Here is a 24,005-nt window from a genome sequence, read left to right as displayed (position 1 = left end):
TGCTGTGACAGAGGCAAAAGAAGCGATCCTCCTGGTCGGTGGCAAAGGCACCCGGCTGCGGCCGCTCACGGTGCACACCCCGAAGCCGATGGTCCCGGCGGCGGGCGTCCCCTTCCTGACCCACCAGCTGGCGCGGGCCAGGGCGGCCGGGGTGGAGCACATCGTGCTCGCCACGTCCTACCTGGCCGAGGTCTTCGAGCCGTACTTCGGCGACGGTTCCTCGCTCGGTCTGCACATCGAGTACGTCACCGAGCGGGAGCCGCTCGGCACCGGCGGCGCCATACGCAACGTCGCGGCCAAGCTGTCCTCAGGCCCCGACGAACCGGTCCTGATCTTCAACGGCGACATCCTCACCGGGCTCGACATCCGGGCCCTGGTCGCCACGCACAACGGTTCCGGAGCGGACGTCTCGCTCCATCTGACCCGGGTGGAGGACCCGCGCGCCTTCGGCCTCGTACCGACGGACGGGACGGGCCGGGTCACGGCCTTCCTGGAGAAGCCGCAGACGCCCGAGGAGATCGTCACCGACCAGATCAACGCCGGTGCGTACATCTTCCGGCGCTCGGTCATCGACACCATCCCCGAGGGCCGCCCGGTCTCCGTCGAGCGCGAGACCTTCCCCGGACTGCTCGCCTCCGGAGCCCACCTCCAGGGCATGGTCGACTCCACCTACTGGCTGGACCTCGGCACCCCGCAGGCCTTCGTACGCGGCTCCGCCGACCTGGTCCTGGGCCGCGCCCCGTCCCCGGCGGTCCCGGGCCGCTGCGGCGACCGCCTGGTCCTGGAGACGGCCGCGGTGGCAGCCGACGCCAAGCTCACCGGCGGTACGGTGATCGGCGCCGACGCGGTGATCGGCCCGGGCGCGCGGATCGACGGCTCGACGGTCCTGGCCGGAGCGGTTGTCGAGGCGGGCGCGGTCGTGACGGACTCGTTCGTCGGGGCCGGCGCGCGGATCGGCAGCCGTGCGGTGCTGAGCGGCGCGGTCATCGGGGACGGCGCCCAGGTCGGCGCGGACAACGAACTGCGCGACGGCGTACGGATCTGGTGCGGCGCGGTCCTGCCGGACGCCGCGATCCGCTTCTCCTCGGACCAATAGGCCGGCTCGGCCCCGTACCCTCATAAGGGCACTTTCCGCCCCACGAACACCTGAGGCCCCACCCGTGGCAGGACGATTCGCCCCGCGCACCGCACGCCCGCCGCTGCCGCACCGGACGGCAGTGCCGGTGCGCGCGGCCGGCGTGGCGCGGGGGGCTGCGGCGCGGCCCTCGGCCGGCTCGTCGGGCCCGGCCGACGAGACGCCCCTGATCCGTGAGTGGACACCGCCGGGCCCGCTGGACCTGCGCCTGGTGCTGAGCCCGCTGCGCCGGGGCCCGGCCGACCCGACGTTCCGGATGACGGCGGCGGGCGAGTTCTGGCGGGCCACACGCACGCCGGAGGGGCCCGGCACGCTGCGGGTGGCCGCGCGCGGGGACCGGGTCGGGGCACAGGCCTGGGGCCCGGGCGCGGAGTGGCTGCTGGCCGGCCTTCCCGCGCTCCTGGGCGCCGACGACGACCCGGACGCGTTCACCCCGTACCACCGCCTGCTCGCGGCAACCCGGCACCGGCGCCCGGGACTGCGGCTGCTGCGCACGGGCCTGGTCATGGAGTCGCTGATCCCCTCCATCCTGGAACAGAAGGTCACGACGGACGAGGCGTACCGAGCCTGGCGCCTCCTGCTCCGCCGCTACGGCACCCCCGCCCCCGGCCCGACGGCCCCACTCGGCCTCCACGTCATGCCGGACGCCCGCACCTGGGCGATGATCCCGTCCTGGGAATGGCACAAGGCAGGCGTCGACACCAAGCGCTCGTCGACCATCCTTCGAGCGGTACGGGTGGCCGGCCGGCTGGAGGAGGCGTCGTCGATGCCCTTCCCCGAGGCCAAGGCCCGCCTGGAACTGATCCCCGGCATCGGCCCCTGGACCTCCGCAGAAACCCTCCAGCGCTCCAACGGCGCCCCCGACGCGGTGACGGTCGGCGACTACCACCTCCCCGGCATCGTGGGCCACGCCCTGGCGGACAACCGCCACGCGACCGACGAGGAGATGCTGGCGCTGCTGGCCCCGTACGAGGGCCAACGCCACCGGGCGACGCGCCTGATCCTGCTGTCGGGCCGCATCCCGGAGCGCAGGGGCCCGAGGATGACACCGGGAAACATCGCGGCGCTGTAGGACCTGGTCGGCCCCTCCGCGCCCATCCAGCCCCTCCGGCGCTTGAGGAGCGGGGTCCGGGGCGGAGCCCCGGTTCCGGGAAGGGGGGGTAGGGGAAAGGCCCCGCGCAGCGGCCCCACCTCACCGCACGGTGAGAAAATCCTCCGCCGCCCGAACACTCCGCTCCCGAGCCACCCCCACCGCATGCCCCACAGCCACCGCCCCCAACGGATCCCACGAGGCCGGCAGCGCGAGCACCTCCCGCACCACCTCACGACAGAACATCGTCGAGGACACCCAGGCCGACCCCAACCGCTCACCGGCCAGCGCCACCAGGAAGTTCTGCACCCCCGCCCCCGCCGCGACCACGAACATCTCGCGCTCCGCCGTGTCCCGCCGCTCGTCCCCGTACGTATGGGACCCGTCCATCACCAGGCACGGCACCGCCAGATACGGCGCGTTGCGCAGCACGTCCCCGCGCCGCACCCGCTTGGCGATCGACTCCTCGCTCTTGCCGTCGCGCCGGAGATCCGCGATCCAGGCATCCCGCATCGCATCCAGCAGCCGCGTCCGCGACTCGGCGGACTCCAGCAGCACGAACCGCCACGGCGTCGTGTGATGCGGCGCGGGCGCGGTCACCGCCGCCGCCACCGCCCGCCGCACCGCCCCCGGATCCACCGGCTCGTCGCTGAACTCGCGCACCGTACGCCGCAGGGTCACCGCCTCGCGCACCGCCTCCGACGTCCCGAGCCGGAACATGTCATCGGCCGCACTCCGTACGAGCGCACGAGCACCGGGCTCGTCGTCCCCGCCGGGCGCCACGACATGCGGCAGCCCCCGCACCACCGCCACCGGCAGCCCCGCCGCCTTGCCCTTGACCAGGTCCCCGGCGGCGGCCAGCTCGTCCGCCGTCGCCACGACCGTCGCGCTGAGCGGATTGCCGTACGCGTCCGTCCCGCCGCGCAGATCGTCCAGCACCCGCACCCCTGCCGCACCGATCGCCACATCGGTCAGCCCGTTGCGCCAGGGCCGGCCGAAGGTGTCCGTGACGACGACGCCGACCTCGACGCCGAGGGTGTCCCGCACCCCGTCCCGGATGGCCCGCGCGGAGGCGTCGGGGTCCTCGGGGAGCAGGAGCACCGTCCCGGCCGGAGTGTTGGAGGCGTCGACCCCGGCGGCGGCCATCACCAGCCCCTGCCGGTTCTCCACGATCCGCAGGGCACCGCGCCGCGCCACGACCCGTACGCTCTCGGCGTCGATCGCGGCCTCGCGGTCCTCCGCCTGGACGATCCGGCCCTCGGCCTTGGAGACGATCTTCGAGGTGACGAGGAGGACGTCACCGTCGACGAGCCCCGGCCCGGCCGCGGCGATCAGCTTGGCGAGATCGTCGCCTGCCCGCACCTCGGGAATGCCGTCCAACGCCCAGACCCGAAAAGAGGGAGCCCCGCCGTCCGCGCCGGAAGAACCGCTCACGCCCGCACCTCCCCGGCCAGCTCCAGCGCCCGCCGGGCCATCTCGGCCGTCGCGTCCACGTCCGTCATCATCAGCGGCACCGCCCGGCACCGGATGCCCGCCGCCTCGACCTCGTCGACCGCACCGGCGTCCACCGTGTCGACCAGCCACCCGTCCAGCAGCCCCGACCCGTAGTGCTGGGCCACGGCGGCCGCCGTCGACTCGACGCCGACGGCCGCGAGCACCTTGTCCGCCATCCCGCGCACGGGCGCGTCGCCGACGATGGGGGAGAGGCCGACGACCGGCACCCCGGCCTCGGCGATCGCCTCCCGTATCCCGGGCACGGCGAGGATCGTCCCGATGGACACCACCGGGTTCGACGGCGGGAAGACGATGACGTCGGCGGCGCCGATCGCCTCCAGCACGCCCGGTGCCGGCTTCGCCTGCTCGGCGCCGACCGGCACGATCGCCTGCGCCGCGACGGAGGCGCGCAGCTTCACCCAGTACTCCTGGAAGTGGATGGCCTTGCTCTCGCCGTCCGTCTCGACGGCGACGTGCGTCTCGATCCGGTCGTCCGACATCGGCAGCAGCCGCACGCCCGGCTGCCAGCGGGCGCAGAGCGCCTCGGTGACCGCGCTGAGCGGATAGCCCGCGCCGAGCATCTGCGTACGGACGATGTGGGTCGCGAAGTCGCGGTCGCCGAGCCCGAACCACCCGGGCCCCACCCCGTACGCCGCGAGCTCCTCCTTGACCTGGAAGGTCTCGTCGGTCCGCCCCCAGCCCTGCTCCTCGTTGATGCCACCGCCGAGGGTGTACATCACGGTGTCGAGGTCGGGGCAGACCTTCAGCCCGAACAGATGGATGTCATCACCCGTGTTGCCGATGACCGTGATGTCCGCGTCGGGCGCGGCCTGCTTGAGGCCACGCAGAAAACGAGCACCACCGATACCGCCGGCCAGAACAACAATGCGCATGCACAGCAGTTTGTCAGGCGGGTACGACATCCACGGCCGTCGGGGCGCATTGCGCGGCGTGCATCGGCATCTCGGTCAGACCGGGGTAGTAGATGTGCAGGCTGACGGCCGGTTCGAGCGAGTCGTTGACCACTTCGTGGACGTAGCCGGACGCGAAGGCGCGCTGCGCACCGGCGCCGAGCGCCTGATGGCCGCGCTCGGTGTGCTCGGTCAACTCGCCTTCGAGCACGGTCAGTACGCCGGCGGAGCGGCCGTGGTCGTGACGGCCGCTGCCCTGTCCGGGCACCCAGCTGAGCAGCCACACCTCGTAGCCGGGTCCGGTCTGGAGCCGGTGGTACCAGCGGGTGGTGGTGTCGTACCGGACGAGTCCGGCCCAGCGCGAGCGGTCGGCCGCGATGGAGCGGGCGAGGCCGACGAACTCGGAGACGGTGGAGGGATGCTCGCGGGCGGGCTGCAGGAGGTGCTGGACCTCAAGGATGTCGCCGGCGATCTGAAGGTCGCTGTCGCTGTTCATGGGGTGCGGTGGTTCCTCGGCATGGGGGGTGCACTGCGGGGAGTCGCTTGAAGCGTCGGCAGCCGCGGCTGCGGAGATGAGGAGAGCCGCGGGGAAGCCGGAAAACGGAGGAGAGCTGAAATCAGAGCTGGAGCACTACGGCATCAACAGCTGTGACAGCTGGAACAGCAACAGCGGGCCTGGACAGCGCTGCGGAACCCACGGACGTGGGTGATGTGCATCGCTGCGATCGCTGACATGAGGTCTAGGAGACCGGCTCCCTGGCTCCCTGTCAACCCGATGCCCGATTTGGGGGCAATGCTTCACCCCTTCCGGTTGTCACGCGAGCAGAAAGGTTTGCTCACCGCCAACAGGGGAGACATGGCGCATCACCCACCTCTCCAAACATGGCTGAGAGCCCGTGACCTGACTGTGATCTTGATCGCTACGGTGATCGAATCGCAACGTGAGGGCACCTCTGATCGTCTTGACCAGCCGAAGGCGTGATGGGGTGAGGCTCGTGGCATATGTCAGGTTTTTGGTGATTTGAACACTTTCCGCATACGCTTGGTTCCGCAGAGTGAATCCCTGGGCCAATAGCAGATCCTCGCTTGACTGCCTCGGAGATACACACTTGTAATTTCACTCGTGTCGTTCGGCCGTGACCAGTCAGTAGCGGCCGCATCACGGGACGCAAGAGACAGACGAGGGGCGCACATGACCGAGCTGTTCCAGCAACTGCTGGTCGAGGACGCGGATGAGGAACTCGGCTGGCAGGAGCGCGCACTGTGCGCCCAGACCGACCCCGAGTCCTTCTTTCCCGAAAAGGGCGGATCCACCCGCGAGGCCAAGAAGGTCTGTCTCGCCTGTGAGGTGCGGTCGGAGTGCCTCGAATACGCGCTGGCCAACGACGAACGCTTCGGCATCTGGGGCGGGCTTTCCGAACGTGAACGGCGGCGCCTGAAGAAGGCCGCGATCTGAGCACCCCGACAAGGCTCTGAGCACCCCGACAAGGCTCCGAGCATCCCGACAGGGCTCTGAGCGCCCCGACAAGGCTCCGAGCGTCCCGACAAGGCGTCGATCCAGGCACCTCAAGAAGGCCTCGACAAGGCGTCGATCCAGGCACCTCAAGAAGGCCTCGACAAGGCGTCGATCCAGGCGCCTCTCCCGGCCCGGCCCCGGCAGCCCTCTCCCGAGCAGGGCTCCTCAAGGACCACGCCCCGACGGCCCGCCGCCCACCACTCCCTCCCCGGGGAGCGGGCGACGGGCCGTCGGCATGTCCGCCTCATCCGCGTACCGTCCACGGAACGCACGCGTACCCGCCCGCGCACCAGGGGGCCTTCACCCGCTCCGGGCCACCCCCGCGGATCCGTACCGTTAGTGTGGGGCCCCGTCCGAGATGCGCCAACGCCCCGCCGGGGCGCGCGTGTACACCGATGCAGCCCCCGGGGATACGCCCCGGACCCGGCCGGAGGGCCCGTACCTCGATGTCCGTGCACAGCCACTCGGCGGCGCCGAACGCGGCCGCCGCCGCCCCAGAGTTCCCCCGGCACGTCGTCACCGCCGTGCTCGTCTCCCACGACGGCGCCCGCTGGCTGCCCGACGTGCTGGCCGGGCTGCTCGGGCAGGAACGCCCCGTACAGAACGTCGTCGCCGCCGACACCGGCAGCGCCGACGACTCCGCCCGGCTGGTCACCGAGGCGCTCGGCGGCGACCGCGTCCTGCACCTCGCCCGCCGTACGAGCTTCGGCACCGCCGTCGACGAGGCGGTCCGAACCGCCGGGGCGCCGACCCCCGACGACCTGCCCTACCTCAAGCGCCCCGGCGGCTGGGACCCGGCCACCCGGGCCTGGGTGGACGAGAACTACGACCTGCCGGAGCTGCCGCACGGCGAACCGGTCCAGTGGCTCTGGCTGCTCCACGACGACTGCGCACCCGAACCCGACGCGCTCGCCGAAATGCTGCGCGTCGTCGACACCGACAAGTACGCCACCATCGTCGGCCCCAAGCTGCGCGGCTGGTACGACCGCAAGCAGCTCCTCGAAGTCGGCGTCTCCATCGCCAACAGCGGCCGCCGCTGGACCGGCCTGGACCGCCGCGAGCAGGACCAGGGCCAGCACGACCAGGTCCGCACCGTCCTCTCCGTCTCCTCCGCCGGCATGCTCATCCGCCGCGACGTCTACGAGGAGCTCGGCGGCTTCGACCGCAACCTCCCCCTCATGCGCGACGACGTCGACCTGTGCTGGCGCGCCCACCTCGCCGGCCACCGGGTCCTCGTCGCCCCGGACGCCGTCCTGCGCCACGCCGAGGCCTCCGCCCGCGAGCGCCGCCCCATCGACTGCGCCGGCCGCTCGGTCGCCTTCCCGCACCGCGTCGACAAGGCGGGCGCCGCCTACACGATGCTCGTCAACGCGCGCGGCAAGGCCCTGCCCTGGGTCCTGCTCCGGCTCGTCGTCGGCACCCTCCTCCGTACCCTCGCCTACCTCGTCGGCAAGGTCCCGGGCCAGGCGCTCGACGAGGTCACCGGCCTCCTCGGCACCCTGCTCCGGCCCGGCCGCATCCTCGCCGCCCGCCGAGACCGCGGAAAGGGCACCGTCGACGCGGCCGAACTGCGCGCGCTCTTCCCGCCGCCGGGCGCCACCGTCCGGGCCACCGTCGAACAGGTCGCGGGCAACTTCGGCAACAAGGGCGAGGCCGAGTCGAGCGGCTCGCGGCACGGGGCCGTCGAGTCCGGCCCCGGCGGCGACGACGCCGACTTCCTCGAAGTCGACCAGTTCGCGCGGCTCAAGCGCATCGGCCGCAAACCCGGCCCGGTCCTCTTCGCCCTGCTGCTCCTGGTGTCCCTCATCGCCTGCCGCAACCTGCTCACCGGCGGCTCCCTGGCAGGCGGCGCGCTGCTGCCCGCCCCCGCGGAGGCCGGCGAGCTGTGGGGCCGGTACGCGGACGCCTGGCACACCATCTCCACCGGCTCCACCGCGACCGCCCCGCCCTACCTCGCGCTCCTCGCCGCCCTGTCGGCGCTCTTCCTCGGCTCCACCGGCCTCGCCGTCGCCGCCCTGCTGGTCTGCTCGGTCCCCCTGGCCGGACTCACCGCGTACTTCGCCTCCCGCCCGCTGCTCCCGTCGCGGCTGCTGCGGGCCTGGGCGAGCGTCGCGTACGCCTTCCTGCCCGCCGCGACCGGCGCGCTGGCCACCGGCCGCCTCGGCACCGCCGTCCTGCTCGTGCTGCTCCCGCTGATCGCCCGCGCCGCCGTCGCCGCCCACGGGTTCCGCGACGGCACCGACCCGGACGCGCCGCGCGGCAGCTGGCGCGCGACCTGGGCGTACGCCCTGCTCCTCACGGTCACCACCGCGTTCACCCCGATCGTCTGGCCGCTCGCCGTGGTCCTCGGCCTCGGCGTGCTCGCGCTGCGCCGCCGGGACATCACGGCGTACGGACTCCGCTTCCTCGCCGCCGTCGGCACCCCGATGCTGGTGCTGGCCCCCTGGTCGCTCACGCTGCTCACCGACCCGTCCGCGTTCCTGCGCGAAGCGGGCCTGGACATCGGTACGGGGACGGCTTCGGCGTACGACCTGCTCGGCATCAGCCCCGGCGGCCCGAAGGCGGCCGGCAGCTTCCTGCTGCTCGGCATCGTGCTGGCGGCGCTCGCTGCCCTGCTGCGCGGCGAGCGGCAGTTCGCCGTCCGGGCCGCCTGGGCCACCGCCCTCACCGGCCTGCTCTTCGCGGCGCTCGCCAACGGCTCCACCTGGGCCGGACCCGCCACCCTCGTCCACGGCGCCGCCCTGATCGCCGCCGCACTCGTCGGCGCGGACGGTGCCCGGGTCCGGGTCGCCGAGCAGAGCTTCGGCTGGCGCCAGCCCGTCGCGGCCCTGATCGCCCTGGCCGCCGGGCTCGCCCCGGTGCTCGCCGCCCTCGGCTGGATGTTCGGCGGCGCCGACGGCCCGCTGGAGCGCCGCGACCCCGTACAAGTGCCCGCGTTCGTGGCCGAGGAGAGCTCGACCCAGGACCAGGCGCGCACCCTGGTCCTCGGCGGCACCTCGCCCGGCTCCGTCTCGTACAGCCTGGTCCGCGGCTCCGGCGCGCGCCTCGGCGACGGCGAACTGACCGAGGCGGCGGGTTCCAACGGCCACCTCGACAAGGTCGTCGCCAACCTGGTCGCGGGCTCCGGCGCCGACCAGGGCGGCCAGCTCGGCAACTTCGCCGTCCGCTACGTCCTCGTACGCGACGGAGCTCCGCGCCAGATGAGCCGCGTCCTCGACACGACCCCGGGCCTGAGCCGCCTCAGCCAGCTCGACGGCAGCGCCCTGTGGCGGGTGGACCGCCAGGTCGCCCGCGTGATGGTGGTCCCGGCCGGCGGTGAGGGCGAGCGCCTTCCGGTCGGCTCCGGGCCGGTGGAGGCGCACTCCGAGATCCCGGCCGGCGACGAGGGCCGCATCCTGCGGATCGCCGACGAGGCCGCGCCCGGCTGGCAGGCCACGGTCGACGGCCGGGCGCTGACCCCCGTGACCGTCGACGGCTGGGCCCAGGGCTTCGAACTGCCCGCGGGCGGTGGCCGCCTGGACCTCACGTACGACGCTCCCTTCACCCACACCGTCTGGCTCTGGGCGCAGGGCGCGCTCGCCGTGGTCCTGGTGGTCATGGCTCTGCCGGGCCGCCGCCGGGAGATCGACGACGACCTGCCGGAAGAGGAGCTCGCGGTCGCCGCGGCCGACGCGGACGGCGACGGCCGCCGGGCCCGCAGGCTCCGCGCGGCGGCCGAGGCGGAGGCGGCGGCGGCCGAGACGCCGGAGGAGGGCAGTCCGGCGGACGAGGCCGGTCCGGGCCCGGGTCCGGTCCCGGGTACGGATTCGGGTCCGGGGGAGTACGGTCCGGATTCGGGCCCGGGGGAGTACATCCCGGAGCAGCAGAGCGGCGGGTACGACCCGCAGGAGACCACGGCCGGCTACGCGCAGCTCCCGCAGCAGAGTTACGGGGAGTGGGACGGGCAGCAGTATCAGGAGGCGGGCCGGCAGTCGGCCGACGCCTACCAGCAGGGCGAGTACGCCACGTACCAGCAGGACCCGTACACCCAGCAGGACACCACCGGCTACTCCGCCACCGGCTCCGGCTACCAGGACCCGTACGGACAGCAGCAGTACGGCGGCCCCGGCCCGTACGACCAGCACGGCCAGCACGCTCAGTACGACCCGTACGGGCAGTACACCGGCGAGCAGCCCCCGTACGACACCGGCGAGCAGCCTCCGTACGCCGATCCTGGCCAGAACCCCGCCCAGCGCCCCGCCGAGAACGGCGAGCACCCCGACACCCCGGGCCAGGCCCCCTGGCAGACCCGTAACGCATCGCGAGGCGAGTCCGAGTGAAGTCCACCCAGCTGTCCCTGATCGCGGGCGCCGTCGCCCTGGCCGCCATCACCGGCTTCGCCTCGCTCAACGCGCCCGGAGGCCCGGCGGCCGAGGAGACCGCGAGCGCCTCCTCGCTGCCGGTCGAGCGCTCCAGCCTGGTCTGCCCGGCACCCAGCACCTCCGACCTGGCCGAGACGAGGTACACCTCGTTCACCCCGCCGGGGAAGCCGGGCGGAGGTGAGGGCGCGAAGGACAGCGCCGAGCTGAAGCCGGCCCTGGCGGCCCTCGACGACGAGATCGAGACCGACCCGAAGAAGGCGAAGAAGGCCGAGGAGGCCGCGAAGAAGGCGAAGGCCAAGGCCGACAAGCCGGTGCTCGCCGTGAAGGAGCCCGGAAAGCCGGTCCTCGCCGACGCGAACGGCTCCGCCGCCCCGGCCCTCGTCGGCACGGCCACCGGAACCCTGGCGCCCGGCTGGGCCGCCCAGCAGACGACGACGGTCACCGCGGGCGGCGCGCGGGGCGTCCTCGGAGTTCGCTGCACCGCGCCGGACACCGACTTCTGGTTCCCTGGCGCCAGCACCGCGCGCTCGCGCCAGGACTACATCCACCTCACCAACCCGGACGACGGCGCGGCCGTGGCCGACGTCGAGCTGTTCGGCGCCAAGGGCGCGGTCAGCTCCGAGGTCGGCGACGGCATCACCGTGCCCGGCCGCTCCAGCGTCGCGCTCCTGCTCTCCACGCTCACCGACGAGTCCGTCAACGACCTGACGGCCCACGTCACCACCCGCTCCGGCCGGGTCGGCGCGGTCCTGCTGACCGCCGATGACGGCTCGGGCACCGACTGGCTCACGGCGGCCGCCGACCCCTCCGGCACGCTGGTGATGCCCGGCATCCCGGCCGACGCCACCTCCGTACAGCTGGTGGCGTTCGCTCCCGGCGAGAGCGACGCTGACGTGAAGATCCAGCTGATGGGGAAGAACACGACGTTCGCGCCGGCGGGGAACGACACGCTCCACATCAAGTCCGGGATGACCGCGACCGTCGACCTGAAGGACATCACCCGGGGCGAACCGGGCTCGCTGCTCCTCACCCCGGTGGAGAAGAACCGCGCGACCCCGATCGTCGCCGCCCTCCAGGTGGTCCGGGGCACCGGCGCCAAGCAGGAGTACGCCTACATCCCGGCCACCGGACCGGTCGGCGCCCGGGCGAGCGTCACCGACAACCGGGCCAAGGGCTCCACGCTCTCCCTGGCGGCACCCGGCGCGGACGCCGAGGTGAAGGTGACCACGTCGGCGGGGAGCGGAGGCGGCGAGGCGACCGTGGAGACGTACACGGTCAAGGCCGGCACGACGATGGCCGTCACCCCGAAGCCCCCGGCCGGCCTCAAGGGCACGTACGCGATGACGGTGGAGACGGTCTCGGGCGGCCCGGTCCACGCGTCACGCGCGCTGGTCCTCCCGGAGGACGGCGTACAGATGTTCACGGTCCAGACGCTGCCGGACGACGGCGGCACGGTGGTGGTGCCGTCGGCGCGCCAGGACCTGTCGGTACTGGACGACTGAGGAGTACGGGCCCGGGCGCGGGCCCGTAATCAGTCCTGTCCGTACCGGGGATCCACCGACTCCGGGGCCAGCCCCAGCAGCTCGGCGACCTGCTCCACGACGACCTCGTGGACGAGGAGCGCGCGCTCGTCGCGGTTCTTGGTGCGGATCTCGACGGGCCGCCGGTAGACGACGATCTGCGCCGGCCGCCCTTTGGCAGCCGACACGGCGCTGCCGAGCGGAACGCTCTCCTCCAGATCGCCGGGCACATCCAGGACGACGAAGTCGACCTCGGCCAGCTGGGGCCAGCGCCGCTCCAGCCGCTCCACCGAGTCCCGGACCAGATCGCGGAAGACCTCCCCCCGGCTCGCCGACAGCGGCACCTGGGGCGGCGCGACCGGCCCCCGCATGCCGCGGCCATGACGATCGCGGCGCCGGGGCCTCGGCTCGAACGGGTGGGGGGAGGGTACGGAGCTGTCCATCACCGACGCAGCGTAACGCTCCCGGGCACGGCCCGATCGTGCCGAGCACGCGGCCCGCGGCCGTTTCCCCGGCCCTTCCCGCGAGCGTCCCCCCGGCCGGAACATTCCGGCGGTCCACCCCGATGTGGGGCTCCTGTCCGCAGTTGAACATTCAGGCCAAGGTTGAGCCCTTTTCAGGCCCCTGATCCGATCACCGAGGGCCGGTGGAACGCCGGGATCCACTCCGGCGCGTGCTCCCCAGCACCACCCGCCCCGCACCACGCACCCACCGCGACCCAGGTCAGAGCGCTGCCGGAGGCAGGGGTGTGGCGAGGACCACAGGGCGACACGGTGGGGTGAGCCCGGGGAGAGTCGTCGCAGCCCGCTCAAGAGTGCGGTACCGTCCAACATCGTGAGCCCTGTACGTCGCTGTTCGCGCACCGCGTGCGGCCGCCCTGCCGTCGCGACACTGACGTACGTCTATGCCGACTCGACTGCGGTCCTCGGCCCGCTCGCCACCTACGCCGAGCCCCACTGCTACGACCTCTGCGCCGAGCACAGTGAGCGGCTGACCGCGCCACGCGGCTGGGAGGTGGTGCGCCTCTCCGACGGCTCCGCACCCGCGCACCCGAGCGGCGACGACCTGGAAGCGCTGGCCAACGCGGTGCGGGAAGCGGCCCGGCCGCACGACCGAGGACCGGACGGCGGCGGCAGGGGCCCGCGCTCCGCGGACCCGGTGGAAGTGGCCCGCCGGGGCCACCTGAGGGTGCTGCGCTCCCCCGACTCCTGACGCTTCGTACGGCCGGGTAGTTTGGGCTCTCCGTAAACACCAGGAGGACCGGCCGTGGTCGCTGATCTGTCGCAGCTCGTGAAGGCGTACGACGTACGTGGCGTGGTGCCCGACCAGTGGGACGAGTCGCTGGCCGAACTGTTCGGAGCGGCGTTCGTCCAGGTCACGGAGGCCGACGCGATCGTGATCGGCCACGACATGCGCCCCACCTCGCCGGCCCTGTCCGGCGCCTTCGCCCGGGGCGCGGCGGCCCGCGGCGCGGACGTCACGCTGATCGGTCTCTGCTCGACGGACCAGCTGTACTACGCGTCGGGCGCGCTGGACCTGCCGGGCGCGATGTTCACCGCCTCGCACAATCCCGCGCAGTACAACGGCATCAAGATGTGCCGGGCGGGAGCGGCACCGGTGGGCCAGGACACCGGCCTCCGCGAGATCCGCACGCTGGTGGAACAGTGGTCCGAAGGCGCCCCGCAGCCCGCCGCGTCCACCACCCCCGGCACCATCAGGGAACGCGACACCCTCACCGACTACGCGGCCCACCTCCTGGGCCTGGTCGACCTCAAGGCGATCCGCCCCCTGAAGGTCGTCGTCGACGCGGGCAACGGCATGGGCGGCCACACGGTCCCGACGGTCTTCAAGGGCCTGCCCCTCGACCTGGTCCCGCTCTACTTCGACCTCGACGGCACCTTCCCCAACCACGAGGCCAACCCCCTCGACCCGAAGAACATTGTCGACCTCCAGGCCCGTGTACTGGCCGAGGGCGCCGACCTCGGCCTCGCCTTCGACGGCGACGCGGACCGCTGCTTCGTCGTCGACGAACGGGGCGAGGGCGTCTCCCCGTCCGCGATCACGGCCCTGGTGGCCGCCCGGGAACTGGCCCGCAACGGCGGCCGGGGCACGGTCATCCACAACCTGATCACCTCCTGGTCGGTCCCCGAGGTGGTCCGCGAGAACGGCGGCACCCCGGTCCGCACGAGGGTCGGCCACTCCTTCATCAAGACGGAGATGGCCGAGCACGGCGCGATCTTCGGTGGCGAACACTCGGCGCACTACTACTTCCGCGACTTCTGGAACGCCGACACCGGCATGCTCGCGGCCCTCCACGTCCTCGCCGCCCTGGGCGGCCAGCCAGGCCCCCTCTCCGAACTCGTCGCCGCCTACGACCGCTACGCCGGCTCCGGCGAGATCAACTCCACGGTCGCCGACCAGACAGCCAGCCTCACCGCCATCAGGTCCGCCTACAGCAACCGCGACGACATCGCCTTCGACACCCTGGACGGCCTGACGGTCACGTCCACGGACTGGTGGTTCAACCTCCGCGCCTCGAACACGGAGCCGCTGCTGCGCCTGAACGTGGAGGCGAGGGACGGGGAAACGATGGAGACGGTACGGGACGAGGTACTGGCGCTGATCCGCAATTCCAGCCCGTCCGGTGCCCGCCCCAGCCCGTCCGGCGCTTGAGGAGCGGGGCCCCGAAACCTCCAGCCTGTCCGGTGTTTGAGGACGAACGGGGCCCGGGGCGGAGCCTCGAAGTCCCCAGCCCGTCCGGCGCTTGAGGAGCGGGGCCCCGAAACCTCCAGCCTGTCCGGTGTTTGAGGACGAACGGGGCCCGGGGCGGACGCCCGAAACTCCAGCCCGTCCGGCGCTTGAGGACAAAGGGGCCCCGGGGCGGAGTCCCGGTTTCGGGAAGGGGCGGGTAGGGGAGAGGCCCGCCGCAGGCGCCCCACCCGCACCCCGCCCCCAGCACCCGCCCGCACCTCGCCCCCGGGTACCCCACCCCACCGCCCCATCCCCAGAACCCCACCCCCGGCCGACCCGCGCCCCCGTCCCCCCAGCGGTAGGCTGACCACGCCTGATCCACGTGAATCAGAACCGCACCGCTCGAAGGGACCCACCCCATGCCGCTCGAAGCCGGCCTCCTGGAGATCCTGGCCTGCCCGGCCTGCCACTCCCCGCTCGACGACCGCACCGCGGCCGACAGCCCGGAGCTGCTCTGCACCGGCGCCGACTGCGGCCTGGCCTACCCGGTCCGGGACGGCATCCCGGTCCTGCTCGTCGACGAGGCCCGCCGCCCCGCCTGACCGCGAGCGAAGCGCGTACGGGCACGTCCCACCGCGGCACGGCACCGGCCCGACCGGAGAGCAGGCGCACACACCGGACCCCGCGCCCACCCCGTAAGGGCAAGGTCCCCGCCACCGACCCCCGCACCCGCATCCCGCACCCCACCCGGTGATCGGAGGCCCACCGCCATGCTCGACGAGTCCTTGCTCGACGCCCCGGAAGCCCTGGCGAGGGCCGACCGCCGCGACCTGCTCCGCGGCGCGGCCGAGGCCGGCGCCCGGGTCCGTACCGCCGCCCGGCACGCCGCCGAGGCCGGCATCGGCGGCCTGAACCCGGAGGGCCGCCCCCGTGCCGTCCTCGTCGCCGGCCCCGGCACTGCCGCATCCGGCGTCGCCGACCTGATCGGCGCACTGGCGGGCGCGGCCGCCCCCGTGGCCCGGATCCATCCCACGGGCGTCGCCCCCGCCCCCGGAGCGCTGCGCTGGACCCTGCCCGGCTGGGCCGGCTCCGTGGACCTCCTCCTCATCGCGACCGCCGACGGCTCCGAACCCGGCCTCGCCCTCCTCGCCGAGCAGGCGTACCGTCGCGGCTGCACCGTCGTCGCCGTCGCCCCCACCCGCTCACCGCTGCGCGAGGCGGTCGATGGGGTGCACGGCCTGGTGGTGCCGATGGCGGCCGCCCCGCACGGCGAGTACGACGCGGAGGTCTCGGCCGCCGGCCCCGGCACCCTCTGGGCGCTGCTCACCCCGCTGCTGGCCCTGCTCGACCGGGTCGGCCTGGTGGCCGCCTCCGCCGAGGAACTGCGGAAGGTGGCCGACCGCCTGGACCGCACCGCGGAACGCTGCGGCCCGGCCATCGCCACGTACAGCAACCCGGCCAAGACGCTCGCCGCCGAGCTGGCCGACAGCCTGCCGCTGCTGTGGACGGAGGGCGCCGCAGCGGGTCCGGTCGGCCGCCGCTTCGCCGCCGTACTGTCCGAGCTCGCGGGCCGCCCCGCCCTCGCCGCCGAACTCCCCGAGGCGCTGCCCTCGCACGGCACCCTGCTCGCCGGGGATTTCGCGGCCGGCGCCGACCCGGACGACTTCTTCCGCGACCGGGTGGAGGAGGGCGAGACCCTCCGGGCCAGGGTCGTCCTGCTGAGGGACCGCCCGACGGGCGGCCTCAGTGCCTACCCGGCGGCCCGGGAGCTGGCCCTCGGCCACGACACCCCGGTCAGCGAACTGGAACCGGACGAGGGCAGCGGCCTGGAGACGCTGGCCGAACTGCTGGCCATCACGGATTTCGCCGCCGTTTACGTTGCTCTGGCATCAAGGCCCACGTAACGAGAAGCACCACATGCCGCACAACCCACCAGCGAGGACGACTCCATGGACCGGCTGTCCAACACCGTGCGCCCCTATGCCTGGGGCTCCACCACGGCCATCCCCGCCCTGCTCGGCACCGCCCCCACCGGCGAACCGCAGGCCGAGATGTGGATGGGCGCCCACCCGGGAGCCCCCTCCCGCATAGTCCGCCCCAAAAACACCACCGACACAACCGACACCGCCAACACCACCGGCACCACCGGCACCACCCCTCAACCGGACATCCCCCTCACCGACGTCATCGCCGCGGACCCCGAAGGCGAGCTCGGCGCGGCCACCGTCGCCCGGTTCGGCCCCCGCCTCCCCTTCCTCCTCAAGCTCCTTGCGGCCGGCGCCCCCCTCTCCCTCCAGGTCCACCCCGACCTGGACCAGGCCCGCAGGGGTTACGAGGACGAGGAGGCCCGTGGCGTTCCGATCGACGCCCCCCACCGCACGTACAAGGACGCGAACCACAAGCCCGAACTCATCTGCGCCCTCACCCCCTTCGACGGCCTCTGCGGTTTCCGCAGGCCCAGCGAGGCGGCGGAAGCGATGGAGGCCCTGGGAGTCGACTCCCTGAAGCCGTACGTGGACCTCCTCCGTGCCCACCCGGAGGAGGCCGCCCTCCGCGAGGTGCTCACGGCGATCCTCGGCGCCGACCCGGCCGAGATGGCCGGCACCGTGGCCGAGGCGGCGGCCGCCTGCGAACGCCTCGGCGGCCCCCACGCCCCGTACGCCCGCATCGCCCACCACTACCCCGGCGACCCCGGCGTTCTCGCCGCGATGCTGCTGAACTACGTCCAACTCCAGCCCGGTGAAGCCCTCTTCCTCGGCGCCGGCGTCCCGCACGCTTACCTCGACGGCCTCGGCGTCGAGATCATGGCCAACTCGGACAACGTCCTGCGGTGCGGGCTCACTCCCAAGCACATCGACGTCCCCGAACTCCTGCGCATCGTCCGCTTCGAGGCCACCGAGCCCGGCGTCCTGCGCCCCGAGGCCGCACCCTCCGGCGAGGAGCGCTACGAGACCCCGGTCGACGAGTTCGTTCTCTCCCGCTACACCCTCGCCCCGGGGGCCGCGCCCGCCGAACTGACCGCCCCCAACCCGCAGATCCTCCTCTGCACCGCGGGGGCGGTCCGGGTCGGCGAACTCGACCTGGCCCCCGGGCAGTCCGTCTACGTACCGGCCGCCGAAGCGGTGGAAGTCACGGGATCGGGCACACTCTTCCGTGCCACGGTGGCGGCCTGACGAAGCGTCCCTCTCCGTGGCTGCAACAATGTGCCGCCGCAACGCGGCACCACCTGCCGTACACCGAGGAAGGGACACCACGCACTCATGAGCGCGTCCGGCGGAACCAAGGCGATCGTGGCGGCACTCGTCGCCAATCTCTCGATCGCCGTGGCCAAATTCGTAGCGTTCCTCTTCAGTGGTTCCTCGTCGATGCTCGCGGAGAGCGTCCACTCGCTCGCGGACTCGGGCAACCAGGGCCTTCTGCTGCTCGGTGGCAAGAAGGCCAAGCGCGAGGCGACTCCGCAGCACCCGTTCGGCTACGGGCGTGAGCGCTACATCTACGCGTTCCTCGTCTCCATCGTCCTCTTCTCGCTCGGCGGGATGTTCGCGCTCTACGAGGGCTACGAGAAGATCAAGCACCCGCACGAGATCACCGCCTGGTACTGGCCGGTCGGGGTCCTGGTCTTCGCGATCATCGCCGAGATCTTCTCCTTCCGTACGGCGATCAAGGAGTCCAACCAGACGCGCGGCGACCGCTCCTGGACCGAGTTCGTCCGCCGCTCGAAGGCTCCCGAACTCCCGGTCGTCCTCCTGGAGGACCTCGGTGCCCTCGTCGGCCTGATCCTCGCGCTCGGCGGTGTCGGCCTCGCGCTCGCCACCGGCGACGGCGTCTGGGACGGCATCGGCACCCTCTGCATCGGCATCCTGCTGGTGGTCATCGCGATCGTCCTCGCCGTCGAGACGAAGTCCCTCCTGCTCGGCGAGTCCGCCGGCCTGGAAGAGGTCGAGAAGATCAAGGCGGCCGTGGTGGACGGTGACACCGTCACCGGCATCATCCACATGCGTACGCTCCACCTCGGCCCCGAGGAGCTGCTGGTCGCCGCCAAGATCGCGGTCCAGCACGACGACACCGCGACCGAGATCGCCAACGCGATCAACGCCGCCGAGAGCCGGATCCGCGAAGCCGTCCCGATCGCCCGGGTCATCTACCTGGAGCCGGACATCTACAACGCGGAAGCGGCCGCGGCCGGCACCGACCCGGGCAAGACACCCGGCGGCGCGGCCCCGAAGGATCCGGGGGCTCCGAAGGATCTCGGCCACTGACCCACCGCACTCCGGCCCCGATCGGCCCGGTGACCCCTCACACACGCCCGTCTCCATGAACGGGCTGGGGGTCACTGGGCCGTTCGGTGTAGATTCGGCTACGGAACAGACGTCGCTGCTGATGGCGGTCGACCGGTCCGCGGACGCGAGCCGGGCGAGGGACAGAGGGCCTCCGACGGACTGCACTGCGAACGCGCTCGGGCATTCGTGTGCCCGTCGCCGCAGAGTCAGCCCAGACAGCCCACCTCGACCCATCACGAGGAGCAGCCCCGTTATGACGACGGTCACCAACCGCCAGGACTTCAAGGTCGCCGACCTTTCTCTCGCCGCCTTCGGCCGCAAGGAGATCACTCTCGCCGAGCACGAGATGCCCGGCCTGATGTCGATCCGCAAGGAGTACGCCGCCACCCAGCCGCTGGCCGGTGCGCGGATCACCGGCTCGCTGCACATGACCGTGCAGACGGCCGTCCTCATCGAGACCCTCGTGGCGCTCGGTGCCGAGGTCCGCTGGGCCTCCTGCAACATCTTCTCCACCCAGGACCACGCCGCCGCGGCCATCGCCGTCGGCCCGAACGGCACCCCGGAGGCCCCCGCGGGCGTCCCGGTCTTCGCCTGGAAGGGCGAGACGCTGGAGGAGTACTGGTGGTGCACGGAGCAGGCGCTGACCTGGCCGAACACCCCCACCGGCGGACCGAACATGATCCTGGACGACGGTGGTGACGCCACCCTCCTGGTCCACAAGGGCGTCGAGTTCGAGAAGGCCGGCGCGGCCCCGGACCCGTCGACGGCGGACAGCGAGGAGTACGCGCACATCCTCACCCTGCTGAACCGCACCCTCGGTGAGGCCCCGCAGAAGTGGACCCAGCTGGCGTCCGAGATCCGCGGCGTGACGGAGGAGACCACCACCGGTGTCCACCGCCTCTACGAGATGCACCGCGACGGCACCCTCCTGTTCCCCGCGATCAACGTGAACGACGCGGTCACCAAGTCGAAGTTCGACAACAAGTACGGCTGCCGCCACTCGCTGATCGACGGCATCAACCGCGCCACCGACGTCCTGATCGGCGGCAAGACCGCCGTCGTCTGCGGCTACGGCGACGTGGGCAAGGGCTGCGCGGAGTCCCTCCGTGGCCAGGGCGCCCGCGTGATCATCACGGAGATCGACCCGATCTGCGCGCTGCAGGCGGCGATGGACGGCTACCAGGTCGCCACCCTCGACGACGTGGTGGAGCAGGCCGACATCTTCATCACCACGACGGGCAACAAGGACATCATCATGGCCTCGGACATGGCCAGGATGAAGCACCAGGCCATCGTCGGGAACATCGGCCACTTCGACAACGAGATCGACATGGCCGGCCTGGCCGCCATCGACGGGATCGTCAAGGACGAGGTCAAGCCCCAGGTCCACACCTGGACGTTCTCCGACGGCAAGGTCCTCATCGTGCTCTCCGAGGGCCGCCTGCTGAACCTCGGCAACGCGACCGGTCACCCGTCCTTCGTGATGTCGAACTCCTTCGCCGACCAGACCCTCGCGCAGATCGAGCTCTTCACGAAGCCCGCGGAGTACCCGACCGACGTCTACGTGCTGCCAAAGCACCTGGACGAGAAGGTCGCCCGTCTCCACCTCGACGCCCTCGGCGTCAAGCTGACGACGCTCCGCCCCGAGCAGGCGGCGTACATCGGCGTCGAGGTCGAGGGCCCGTTCAAGCCCGACCACTACCGCTACTGATCCGGCACCGTCGGCGGCCGGGAGGCTCGCACCTCCTCCTCCCGCCGCCGCACGGCACCGAACCTCAGCAGCAGTACGCATCAGCGGTACGCACCACGTAGCAAGCAGCAGCAGCGGCCAGTGGCCGGCAGCCGACGAGACAGGCCCCCGCACCCCCGTGTCGGGGGCTTGTCTCGTCACCGCCGTCCGGTCACCGACCCCGCACAGCCCGAGGAACCCGAAGGACCCCATGCCCCGCGGCAGGTATTCGCTCCACGATCTTCACGATCACACCCCCCTCGGCGAAGAACACTTCCACTGCGCCCCCGGCCCCTCCGGCTGGCGCTACGTCTCCCAGACCACGTCCCCCTCGGGCGACCACCTCGGCTCCGTCGACCTGGCCCTGGACGAGCTGGGCCGGCCGATCCGTCTCGAACTCCACTCCGCGAGCTGGCAGGTACGGGGAGCCGCTCTGGAAGGCGTCACCTGGGTCCGTACCGACCCGTCCGGCACCCACGCCACCGAAGGCAACGTCCGCGCCCACGCCTTCTTCGGAACATCCCCCGCGTTCCTCGTCGCTCTGACCCGGCTTCTGCGCCTCACCCCCGATTCCCCCGAGACCCGCGTCCGCGTGGTCACCTTCACGGACCCGGTCCTCGCGCCACGTATCAGCGACCAGTCCTGGGCTCTGATGAACAGTGAAGCGCACGCCACTGACAACGGCCCCCTGATCGTGGACGAATACCAGGTCAGCGCCCTGGACACCGGCGACCGGCACACGGTTCACGTAGCCGGGGACGTCGTTCTCGCGGCCCCGGGCATCGAGCTGGAACACCTGGAAACACCTCCGTCCCCGCGCCCGTCGCCGCACACCGGCTAACCGGGCGGAGCAAACCCGGCGGAGGAGCCTCCCGCCCTCTCCTGCTCCTCCGCACGAGGAACGCCCCCGACAGCCCCACCAACCTCAACAGGAGCAGTAACCCCAGCAGGCGCAACAAGCCCCTCGGACACCGTCGGCTCGGAGGCTGGCGGGACAGGCACAGGCGCAGATACCGGCACAGGCCCCGGCGCCCCGAAGGCCACCGCACCCCCGGCCCCCGAGAACAACCGCCGGGCGTCACGCGCCTGCCGCTCATGAACCACAGCGGCCAGGAAGGCCGCCGCCGGAATCCCCTGGGGCGGGGCGATCCCCGTACGCGCCACCAGCTCATCGGCCAGCCGCCCGGCGATCGAGCCGCCGACACCGGCATCCAGCTGGTGCATCCGCGTCAGGTACTGGCGTATCGCGAGCCAGAGTTCGTCCGGTACGGCGGACAGGTCCAGCTGCGAGAACCGGCCGACCAGCCACGGCGGAGGCGGCGGCATGACGTCCGACCGCCTGGCCGACACCCGCTCCCGAATGACCAGCGTCCCCGCGAAGACATCGCCGAGCCGGCGCCCACGTGCCGACACCAGTGACGCGACCGAGGCCACGGCCCCGAATGTCATCAGGATCTCCACGGCTCCCATCGCCCCTCGAACGAGCGCGTGCCGGAAACGGATCGGCCCACCGTCGTCCCGCACCACGCGCAGCCCGCAGGCCAGCTTCCCGAGGGAACGGCCATGGCTCAGCGTCTCGACCGCGATCGGCCCTCCGATCAGCACCAGCAGGAACAGAGCGACCCCGATGGCCGCGACGGCGGCTTCGTCCAGGGTTACGGAGGCGATGCCCACCACGACCGAGACCAGGATGAAGACGCAGAAGACCACGGCCAGATCGATCGCCGCGGCCAGCGCCCGGCTCGGCAGCCTTGCCGGCCTCAGCTCCAGGACGACCGCGTCCCCGGTCACCAACTCGCTCATCGCGCCCCCACTCTTCCCCGGCCTTCACTGCCCCTTGGCCGACCCAGTCTGCCAAGCTGACCCGCAGCGCACCGCAGTAGTACGGCCCGTACGCACCCATGCCTGGAGCAACAGCCGCCCATGGACCTCGACGTCTTCGTCACCGCCCACCGCACGGAGTGGGACCGCCTCGACCACCTACTGCGCCGAGGGCGCCGCCTGACGGGTGCGGAGGCGGACGAGCTCGTCGTCCTCTACCAGCGCACGGCCACCCACCTCTCCATGATCCGCTCGACCACCCCGGACCCGCTGCTCACCGCCCGCCTCACCCAGCTCGTGGCCCGAGCCCGGGCCACGGTCACGGGCACCCGCAAGGCCTCGTGGCGCGCCGCGGCCCGCTTCCTCACCACGGGTTTCCCCGCGGCGGTCTACCGCTCGCGTCACTGGTGGGTCCCGACGGCGATCCTGTCCACGGCGGTGGCCGCACTCCTGGGCTGGTGGATCGGCACGCACCCGGAGGTCCAGGCGGCGATAGCCGCGCCGGAGGACCTGCGCGCCATGACCCGCCCCGGCGGGGAGTACGAGACGTACTACTCCAGCCACCCGGCCGCGTCGTTCGCCGCGCAGGTGTGGACGAACAACGCACAGGCCGCCGCGATGTGCCTGGTCCTGGGAGCGTTCCTCTGCATACCGGTGATCTGGATCCTCTTCCTCAACATGCTCAACCTCGGAGTGGGCATAGGCCTCATGTCCTCCGCAGGCCGCCTGGACGTTTTTCTCGGACTGGTCCTGCCGCACGGCCTCCTGGAACTGACCGCGGTGTTCGTGGCCGCCGGTACTGGCCTACGCCTCGGCTGGACGGTGATCGACCCCGGCCCCCTCTCCCGGCGAACCGCCCTCGCCCAACAGGGCCGCGCCGCACTGGGCATGGCCATCGGCCTGGCCCTGGTCCTGTTCGTCTCCGGCCTCATCGAAGGCTTCGTGACCCCTTCAGGCCTTCCGACCTGGGCCAGGATCACCATCGGCGTCACCGCTGAGCTGGCCTTTCTCGCGTACGTCTACATCCTGGGCCGCCGCGCGGTACGGGCCGGCGACACCGGCGACCTCACAGCGGTCGAACGCAGCGCCGAACTTCCCTCCGCCGCCTGACCACCGGTGTGCGTCGGCCCCCGCTGAGCTGCTAGTGTCCTCTTCGCCCACAAAAACCGTTGACACGGTGGATGTGGGGAGGTAGATTTAAACGGTTGCCTCGAACTAGACAGGTTCGAGTGAAGCGCATAGTGTCTATCTAGCTCGTACCGGGAAGTCAGTGATATCCCGCAGAGCCGACGATCCTCACCTTTATCTAGAATCGCAGGCTGTTCATTCGGTCGGCCCGCTTCTGATAAAGTCGGATGCGCTGAAAGGCAAGGCCACTCCACAGGCCACCGGAAATCGAATTCGGACCGGAAACGGAACGAAAAAGAGTCTGGTAAAGTTGGAACCGCCGGAAAGGG

General features: G+C 72.1%; 19 protein-coding genes. 14 read left to right on the top strand and 5 right to left on the bottom strand.

Translation table 11 applies throughout. The features are described 5' to 3' along the window. The first annotated feature begins 4 nt into the window (after nt 1–4). A complete protein-coding gene (locus tag ACIRR8_RS24695; protein ID WP_404068644.1) occupies nt 5–1,096 on the top strand; it encodes a sugar phosphate nucleotidyltransferase in 1,092 nt (363 codons plus the stop codon). 64 nt (nt 1,097–1,160) lie between these two features. After that, nucleotides 1,161–2,207: a DNA-3-methyladenine glycosylase family protein gene (locus tag ACIRR8_RS24690; RefSeq protein ID WP_404068641.1), complete on the top strand. Its 1,047-nt coding sequence runs from the start codon at nt 1,161–1,163 to the stop codon at nt 2,205–2,207. Between the two features lie 120 nt (nt 2,208–2,327). Here the strand turns inward: ACIRR8_RS24690 and ACIRR8_RS24685 are convergent, their stop codons facing one another. From ACIRR8_RS24685 to ACIRR8_RS24675, 3 genes are read right to left on the bottom strand one after another with little or no spacing between them, the layout of a single operon-like run. Next, nucleotides 2,328–3,659 carry a coenzyme F420-0:L-glutamate ligase gene (locus ACIRR8_RS24685; protein ID WP_404068638.1) on the bottom strand — a complete coding sequence of 444 codons (1,332 nt, stop codon included), beginning with the start codon at nt 3,657–3,659 and terminating at the stop codon, nt 2,328–2,330. Further along, entirely contained in the window at nt 3,656–4,612 is a 957-nt protein-coding gene (cofD, locus tag ACIRR8_RS24680; RefSeq protein ID WP_404068635.1) for a 2-phospho-L-lactate transferase, read from the bottom strand. The genes ACIRR8_RS24685 and cofD overlap by 4 nt, the downstream gene beginning before the upstream one ends. 13 nt (nt 4,613–4,625) lie before the next feature. Next, nucleotides 4,626–5,126 (bottom strand): cysteine dioxygenase, encoded by a 501-nt coding sequence (locus tag ACIRR8_RS24675; RefSeq protein ID WP_404068633.1) that lies wholly within the window; start codon nt 5,124–5,126, stop codon nt 4,626–4,628. A 696-nt stretch (nt 5,127–5,822) separates the two neighbouring features. Between ACIRR8_RS24675 and ACIRR8_RS24670 the strand changes: the two genes are divergently transcribed. From ACIRR8_RS24670 to ACIRR8_RS24660, 3 genes are all read left to right on the top strand, one after another. Beyond that, nucleotides 5,823–6,086, top strand: coding sequence for a WhiB family transcriptional regulator (locus ACIRR8_RS24670; protein WP_014046372.1), 264 nt, complete (start codon nt 5,823–5,825; stop codon nt 6,084–6,086). Nucleotides 6,087–6,592: 506 nt separating this feature from the next. Then, the gene (locus ACIRR8_RS24665; protein ID WP_404068630.1) at nt 6,593–10,465 is read left to right on the top strand and encodes a glycosyltransferase; all 3,873 of its coding nucleotides are present in this window, start codon (nt 6,593–6,595) and stop codon (nt 10,463–10,465) included. Next, entirely contained in the window at nt 10,462–12,009 is a 1,548-nt protein-coding gene (locus ACIRR8_RS24660) for a DUF5719 family protein (RefSeq protein WP_404068628.1), read from the top strand. The genes ACIRR8_RS24665 and ACIRR8_RS24660 overlap by 4 nt, the downstream gene beginning before the upstream one ends. A gap of 29 nt (nt 12,010–12,038) precedes the next feature. Here the strand turns inward: ACIRR8_RS24660 and ACIRR8_RS24655 are convergent, their stop codons facing one another. Then, a complete protein-coding gene (locus ACIRR8_RS24655) occupies nt 12,039–12,398 on the bottom strand; it encodes a metallopeptidase family protein (protein ID WP_404069412.1) in 360 nt (119 codons plus the stop codon). 463 nt (nt 12,399–12,861) lie between these two features. Here ACIRR8_RS24655 and ACIRR8_RS24650 point away from each other — a divergent pair, with 463 nt between their 5' ends. The 8 genes from ACIRR8_RS24650 to ACIRR8_RS24615 all read left to right on the top strand — a co-directional run bounded on the left by ACIRR8_RS24650 (nt 12,862) and on the right by ACIRR8_RS24615 (nt 21,568). After that, nucleotides 12,862–13,239: a DUF3499 domain-containing protein gene (locus tag ACIRR8_RS24650; protein WP_015608934.1), complete on the top strand. Its 378-nt coding sequence runs from the start codon at nt 12,862–12,864 to the stop codon at nt 13,237–13,239. Nucleotides 13,240–13,293: 54 nt separating this feature from the next. Further along, nucleotides 13,294–14,700: a phosphomannomutase/phosphoglucomutase gene (locus ACIRR8_RS24645; protein WP_404068625.1), complete on the top strand. Its 1,407-nt coding sequence runs from the start codon at nt 13,294–13,296 to the stop codon at nt 14,698–14,700. 437 nt (nt 14,701–15,137) lie between these two features. After that, on the top strand, nt 15,138–15,320 hold the full coding sequence (locus ACIRR8_RS24640) for a Trm112 family protein (protein ID WP_356168503.1): 183 nt from the start codon (nt 15,138–15,140) through the stop codon (nt 15,318–15,320). 168 nt (nt 15,321–15,488) lie between these two features. Further along, nucleotides 15,489–16,622, top strand: coding sequence for an SIS domain-containing protein (locus ACIRR8_RS24635; protein ID WP_404068622.1), 1,134 nt, complete (start codon nt 15,489–15,491; stop codon nt 16,620–16,622). Between the two features lie 45 nt (nt 16,623–16,667). Continuing rightward, the gene (gene manA, locus ACIRR8_RS24630; RefSeq protein WP_404068620.1) at nt 16,668–17,891 is read left to right on the top strand and encodes a mannose-6-phosphate isomerase, class I; all 1,224 of its coding nucleotides are present in this window, start codon (nt 16,668–16,670) and stop codon (nt 17,889–17,891) included. An 87-nt stretch (nt 17,892–17,978) separates the two neighbouring features. Further along, nucleotides 17,979–18,977, top strand: coding sequence for a cation diffusion facilitator family transporter (locus ACIRR8_RS24625; RefSeq protein WP_404068618.1), 999 nt, complete (start codon nt 17,979–17,981; stop codon nt 18,975–18,977). 274 nt (nt 18,978–19,251) lie between these two features. Next, a complete protein-coding gene (gene ahcY / locus ACIRR8_RS24620) occupies nt 19,252–20,709 on the top strand; it encodes an adenosylhomocysteinase (RefSeq protein WP_404068615.1) in 1,458 nt (485 codons plus the stop codon). A gap of 229 nt (nt 20,710–20,938) precedes the next feature. Then, nucleotides 20,939–21,568 carry a hypothetical protein gene (locus ACIRR8_RS24615; protein WP_404068612.1) on the top strand — a complete coding sequence of 210 codons (630 nt, stop codon included), beginning with the start codon at nt 20,939–20,941 and terminating at the stop codon, nt 21,566–21,568. On the opposite strand, the gene ACIRR8_RS24610 is transcribed toward ACIRR8_RS24615, so the two are convergent. Continuing rightward, nucleotides 21,565–22,530 (bottom strand): RDD family protein, encoded by a 966-nt coding sequence (locus ACIRR8_RS24610; protein ID WP_404068609.1) that lies wholly within the window; start codon nt 22,528–22,530, stop codon nt 21,565–21,567. The two genes, ACIRR8_RS24615 and ACIRR8_RS24610, sit on opposite strands and share 4 nt — an antisense overlap. A 120-nt stretch (nt 22,531–22,650) precedes the next feature. Here ACIRR8_RS24610 and ACIRR8_RS24605 point away from each other — a divergent pair, with 120 nt between their 5' ends. Further along, nucleotides 22,651–23,658 carry a stage II sporulation protein M gene (locus ACIRR8_RS24605; protein ID WP_404068607.1) on the top strand — a complete coding sequence of 336 codons (1,008 nt, stop codon included), beginning with the start codon at nt 22,651–22,653 and terminating at the stop codon, nt 23,656–23,658. The last annotated feature ends 347 nt before the right edge of the window (nt 23,659–24,005 follow it).

This window comes from Streptomyces sp. NPDC101178 (assembly GCF_044767965.1).
In the GTDB taxonomy this organism is placed as follows: Bacteria; Actinomycetota; Actinomycetes; order Streptomycetales; family Streptomycetaceae; genus Streptomyces.
The sequence above is the reverse complement of the archived record's forward strand: the minus strand, read 5'-3'. Positions and strand labels throughout refer to the sequence as shown.

Excerpts from the sequence above, each read along its gene's own strand:
- cofD (WP_404068635.1), bottom strand. The coding sequence starts at position 4,612 with ATGCGCATTGTTGTTCTGGCCGGCGGTATCGGTGGTGCTCGTTTTCTG.
- ACIRR8_RS24675 (WP_404068633.1), bottom strand. The coding sequence starts at position 5,126 with ATGAACAGCGACAGCGACCTTCAGATCGCCGGCGACATCCTTGAGGTC.
- ACIRR8_RS24670 (WP_014046372.1), top strand. The coding sequence starts at position 5,823 with ATGACCGAGCTGTTCCAGCAACTGCTGGTCGAGGACGCGGATGAGGAA.
- ACIRR8_RS24665 (WP_404068630.1), top strand. The coding sequence starts at position 6,593 with ATGTCCGTGCACAGCCACTCGGCGGCGCCGAACGCGGCCGCCGCCGCC.
- ACIRR8_RS24655 (WP_404069412.1), bottom strand. The coding sequence starts at position 12,398 with ATGCGGGGGCCGGTCGCGCCGCCCCAGGTGCCGCTGTCGGCGAGCCGG.
- ACIRR8_RS24640 (WP_356168503.1), top strand. The coding sequence starts at position 15,138 with ATGCCGCTCGAAGCCGGCCTCCTGGAGATCCTGGCCTGCCCGGCCTGC.
- ACIRR8_RS24635 (WP_404068622.1), top strand. The coding sequence starts at position 15,489 with ATGCTCGACGAGTCCTTGCTCGACGCCCCGGAAGCCCTGGCGAGGGCC.
- manA (WP_404068620.1), top strand. The coding sequence starts at position 16,668 with ATGGACCGGCTGTCCAACACCGTGCGCCCCTATGCCTGGGGCTCCACC.
- ACIRR8_RS24625 (WP_404068618.1), top strand. The coding sequence starts at position 17,979 with ATGAGCGCGTCCGGCGGAACCAAGGCGATCGTGGCGGCACTCGTCGCC.
- ahcY (WP_404068615.1), top strand. The coding sequence starts at position 19,252 with ATGACGACGGTCACCAACCGCCAGGACTTCAAGGTCGCCGACCTTTCT.
- ACIRR8_RS24615 (WP_404068612.1), top strand. The coding sequence starts at position 20,939 with ATGCCCCGCGGCAGGTATTCGCTCCACGATCTTCACGATCACACCCCC.
- ACIRR8_RS24610 (WP_404068609.1), bottom strand. The coding sequence starts at position 22,530 with ATGAGCGAGTTGGTGACCGGGGACGCGGTCGTCCTGGAGCTGAGGCCG.
- ACIRR8_RS24605 (WP_404068607.1), top strand. The coding sequence starts at position 22,651 with ATGGACCTCGACGTCTTCGTCACCGCCCACCGCACGGAGTGGGACCGC.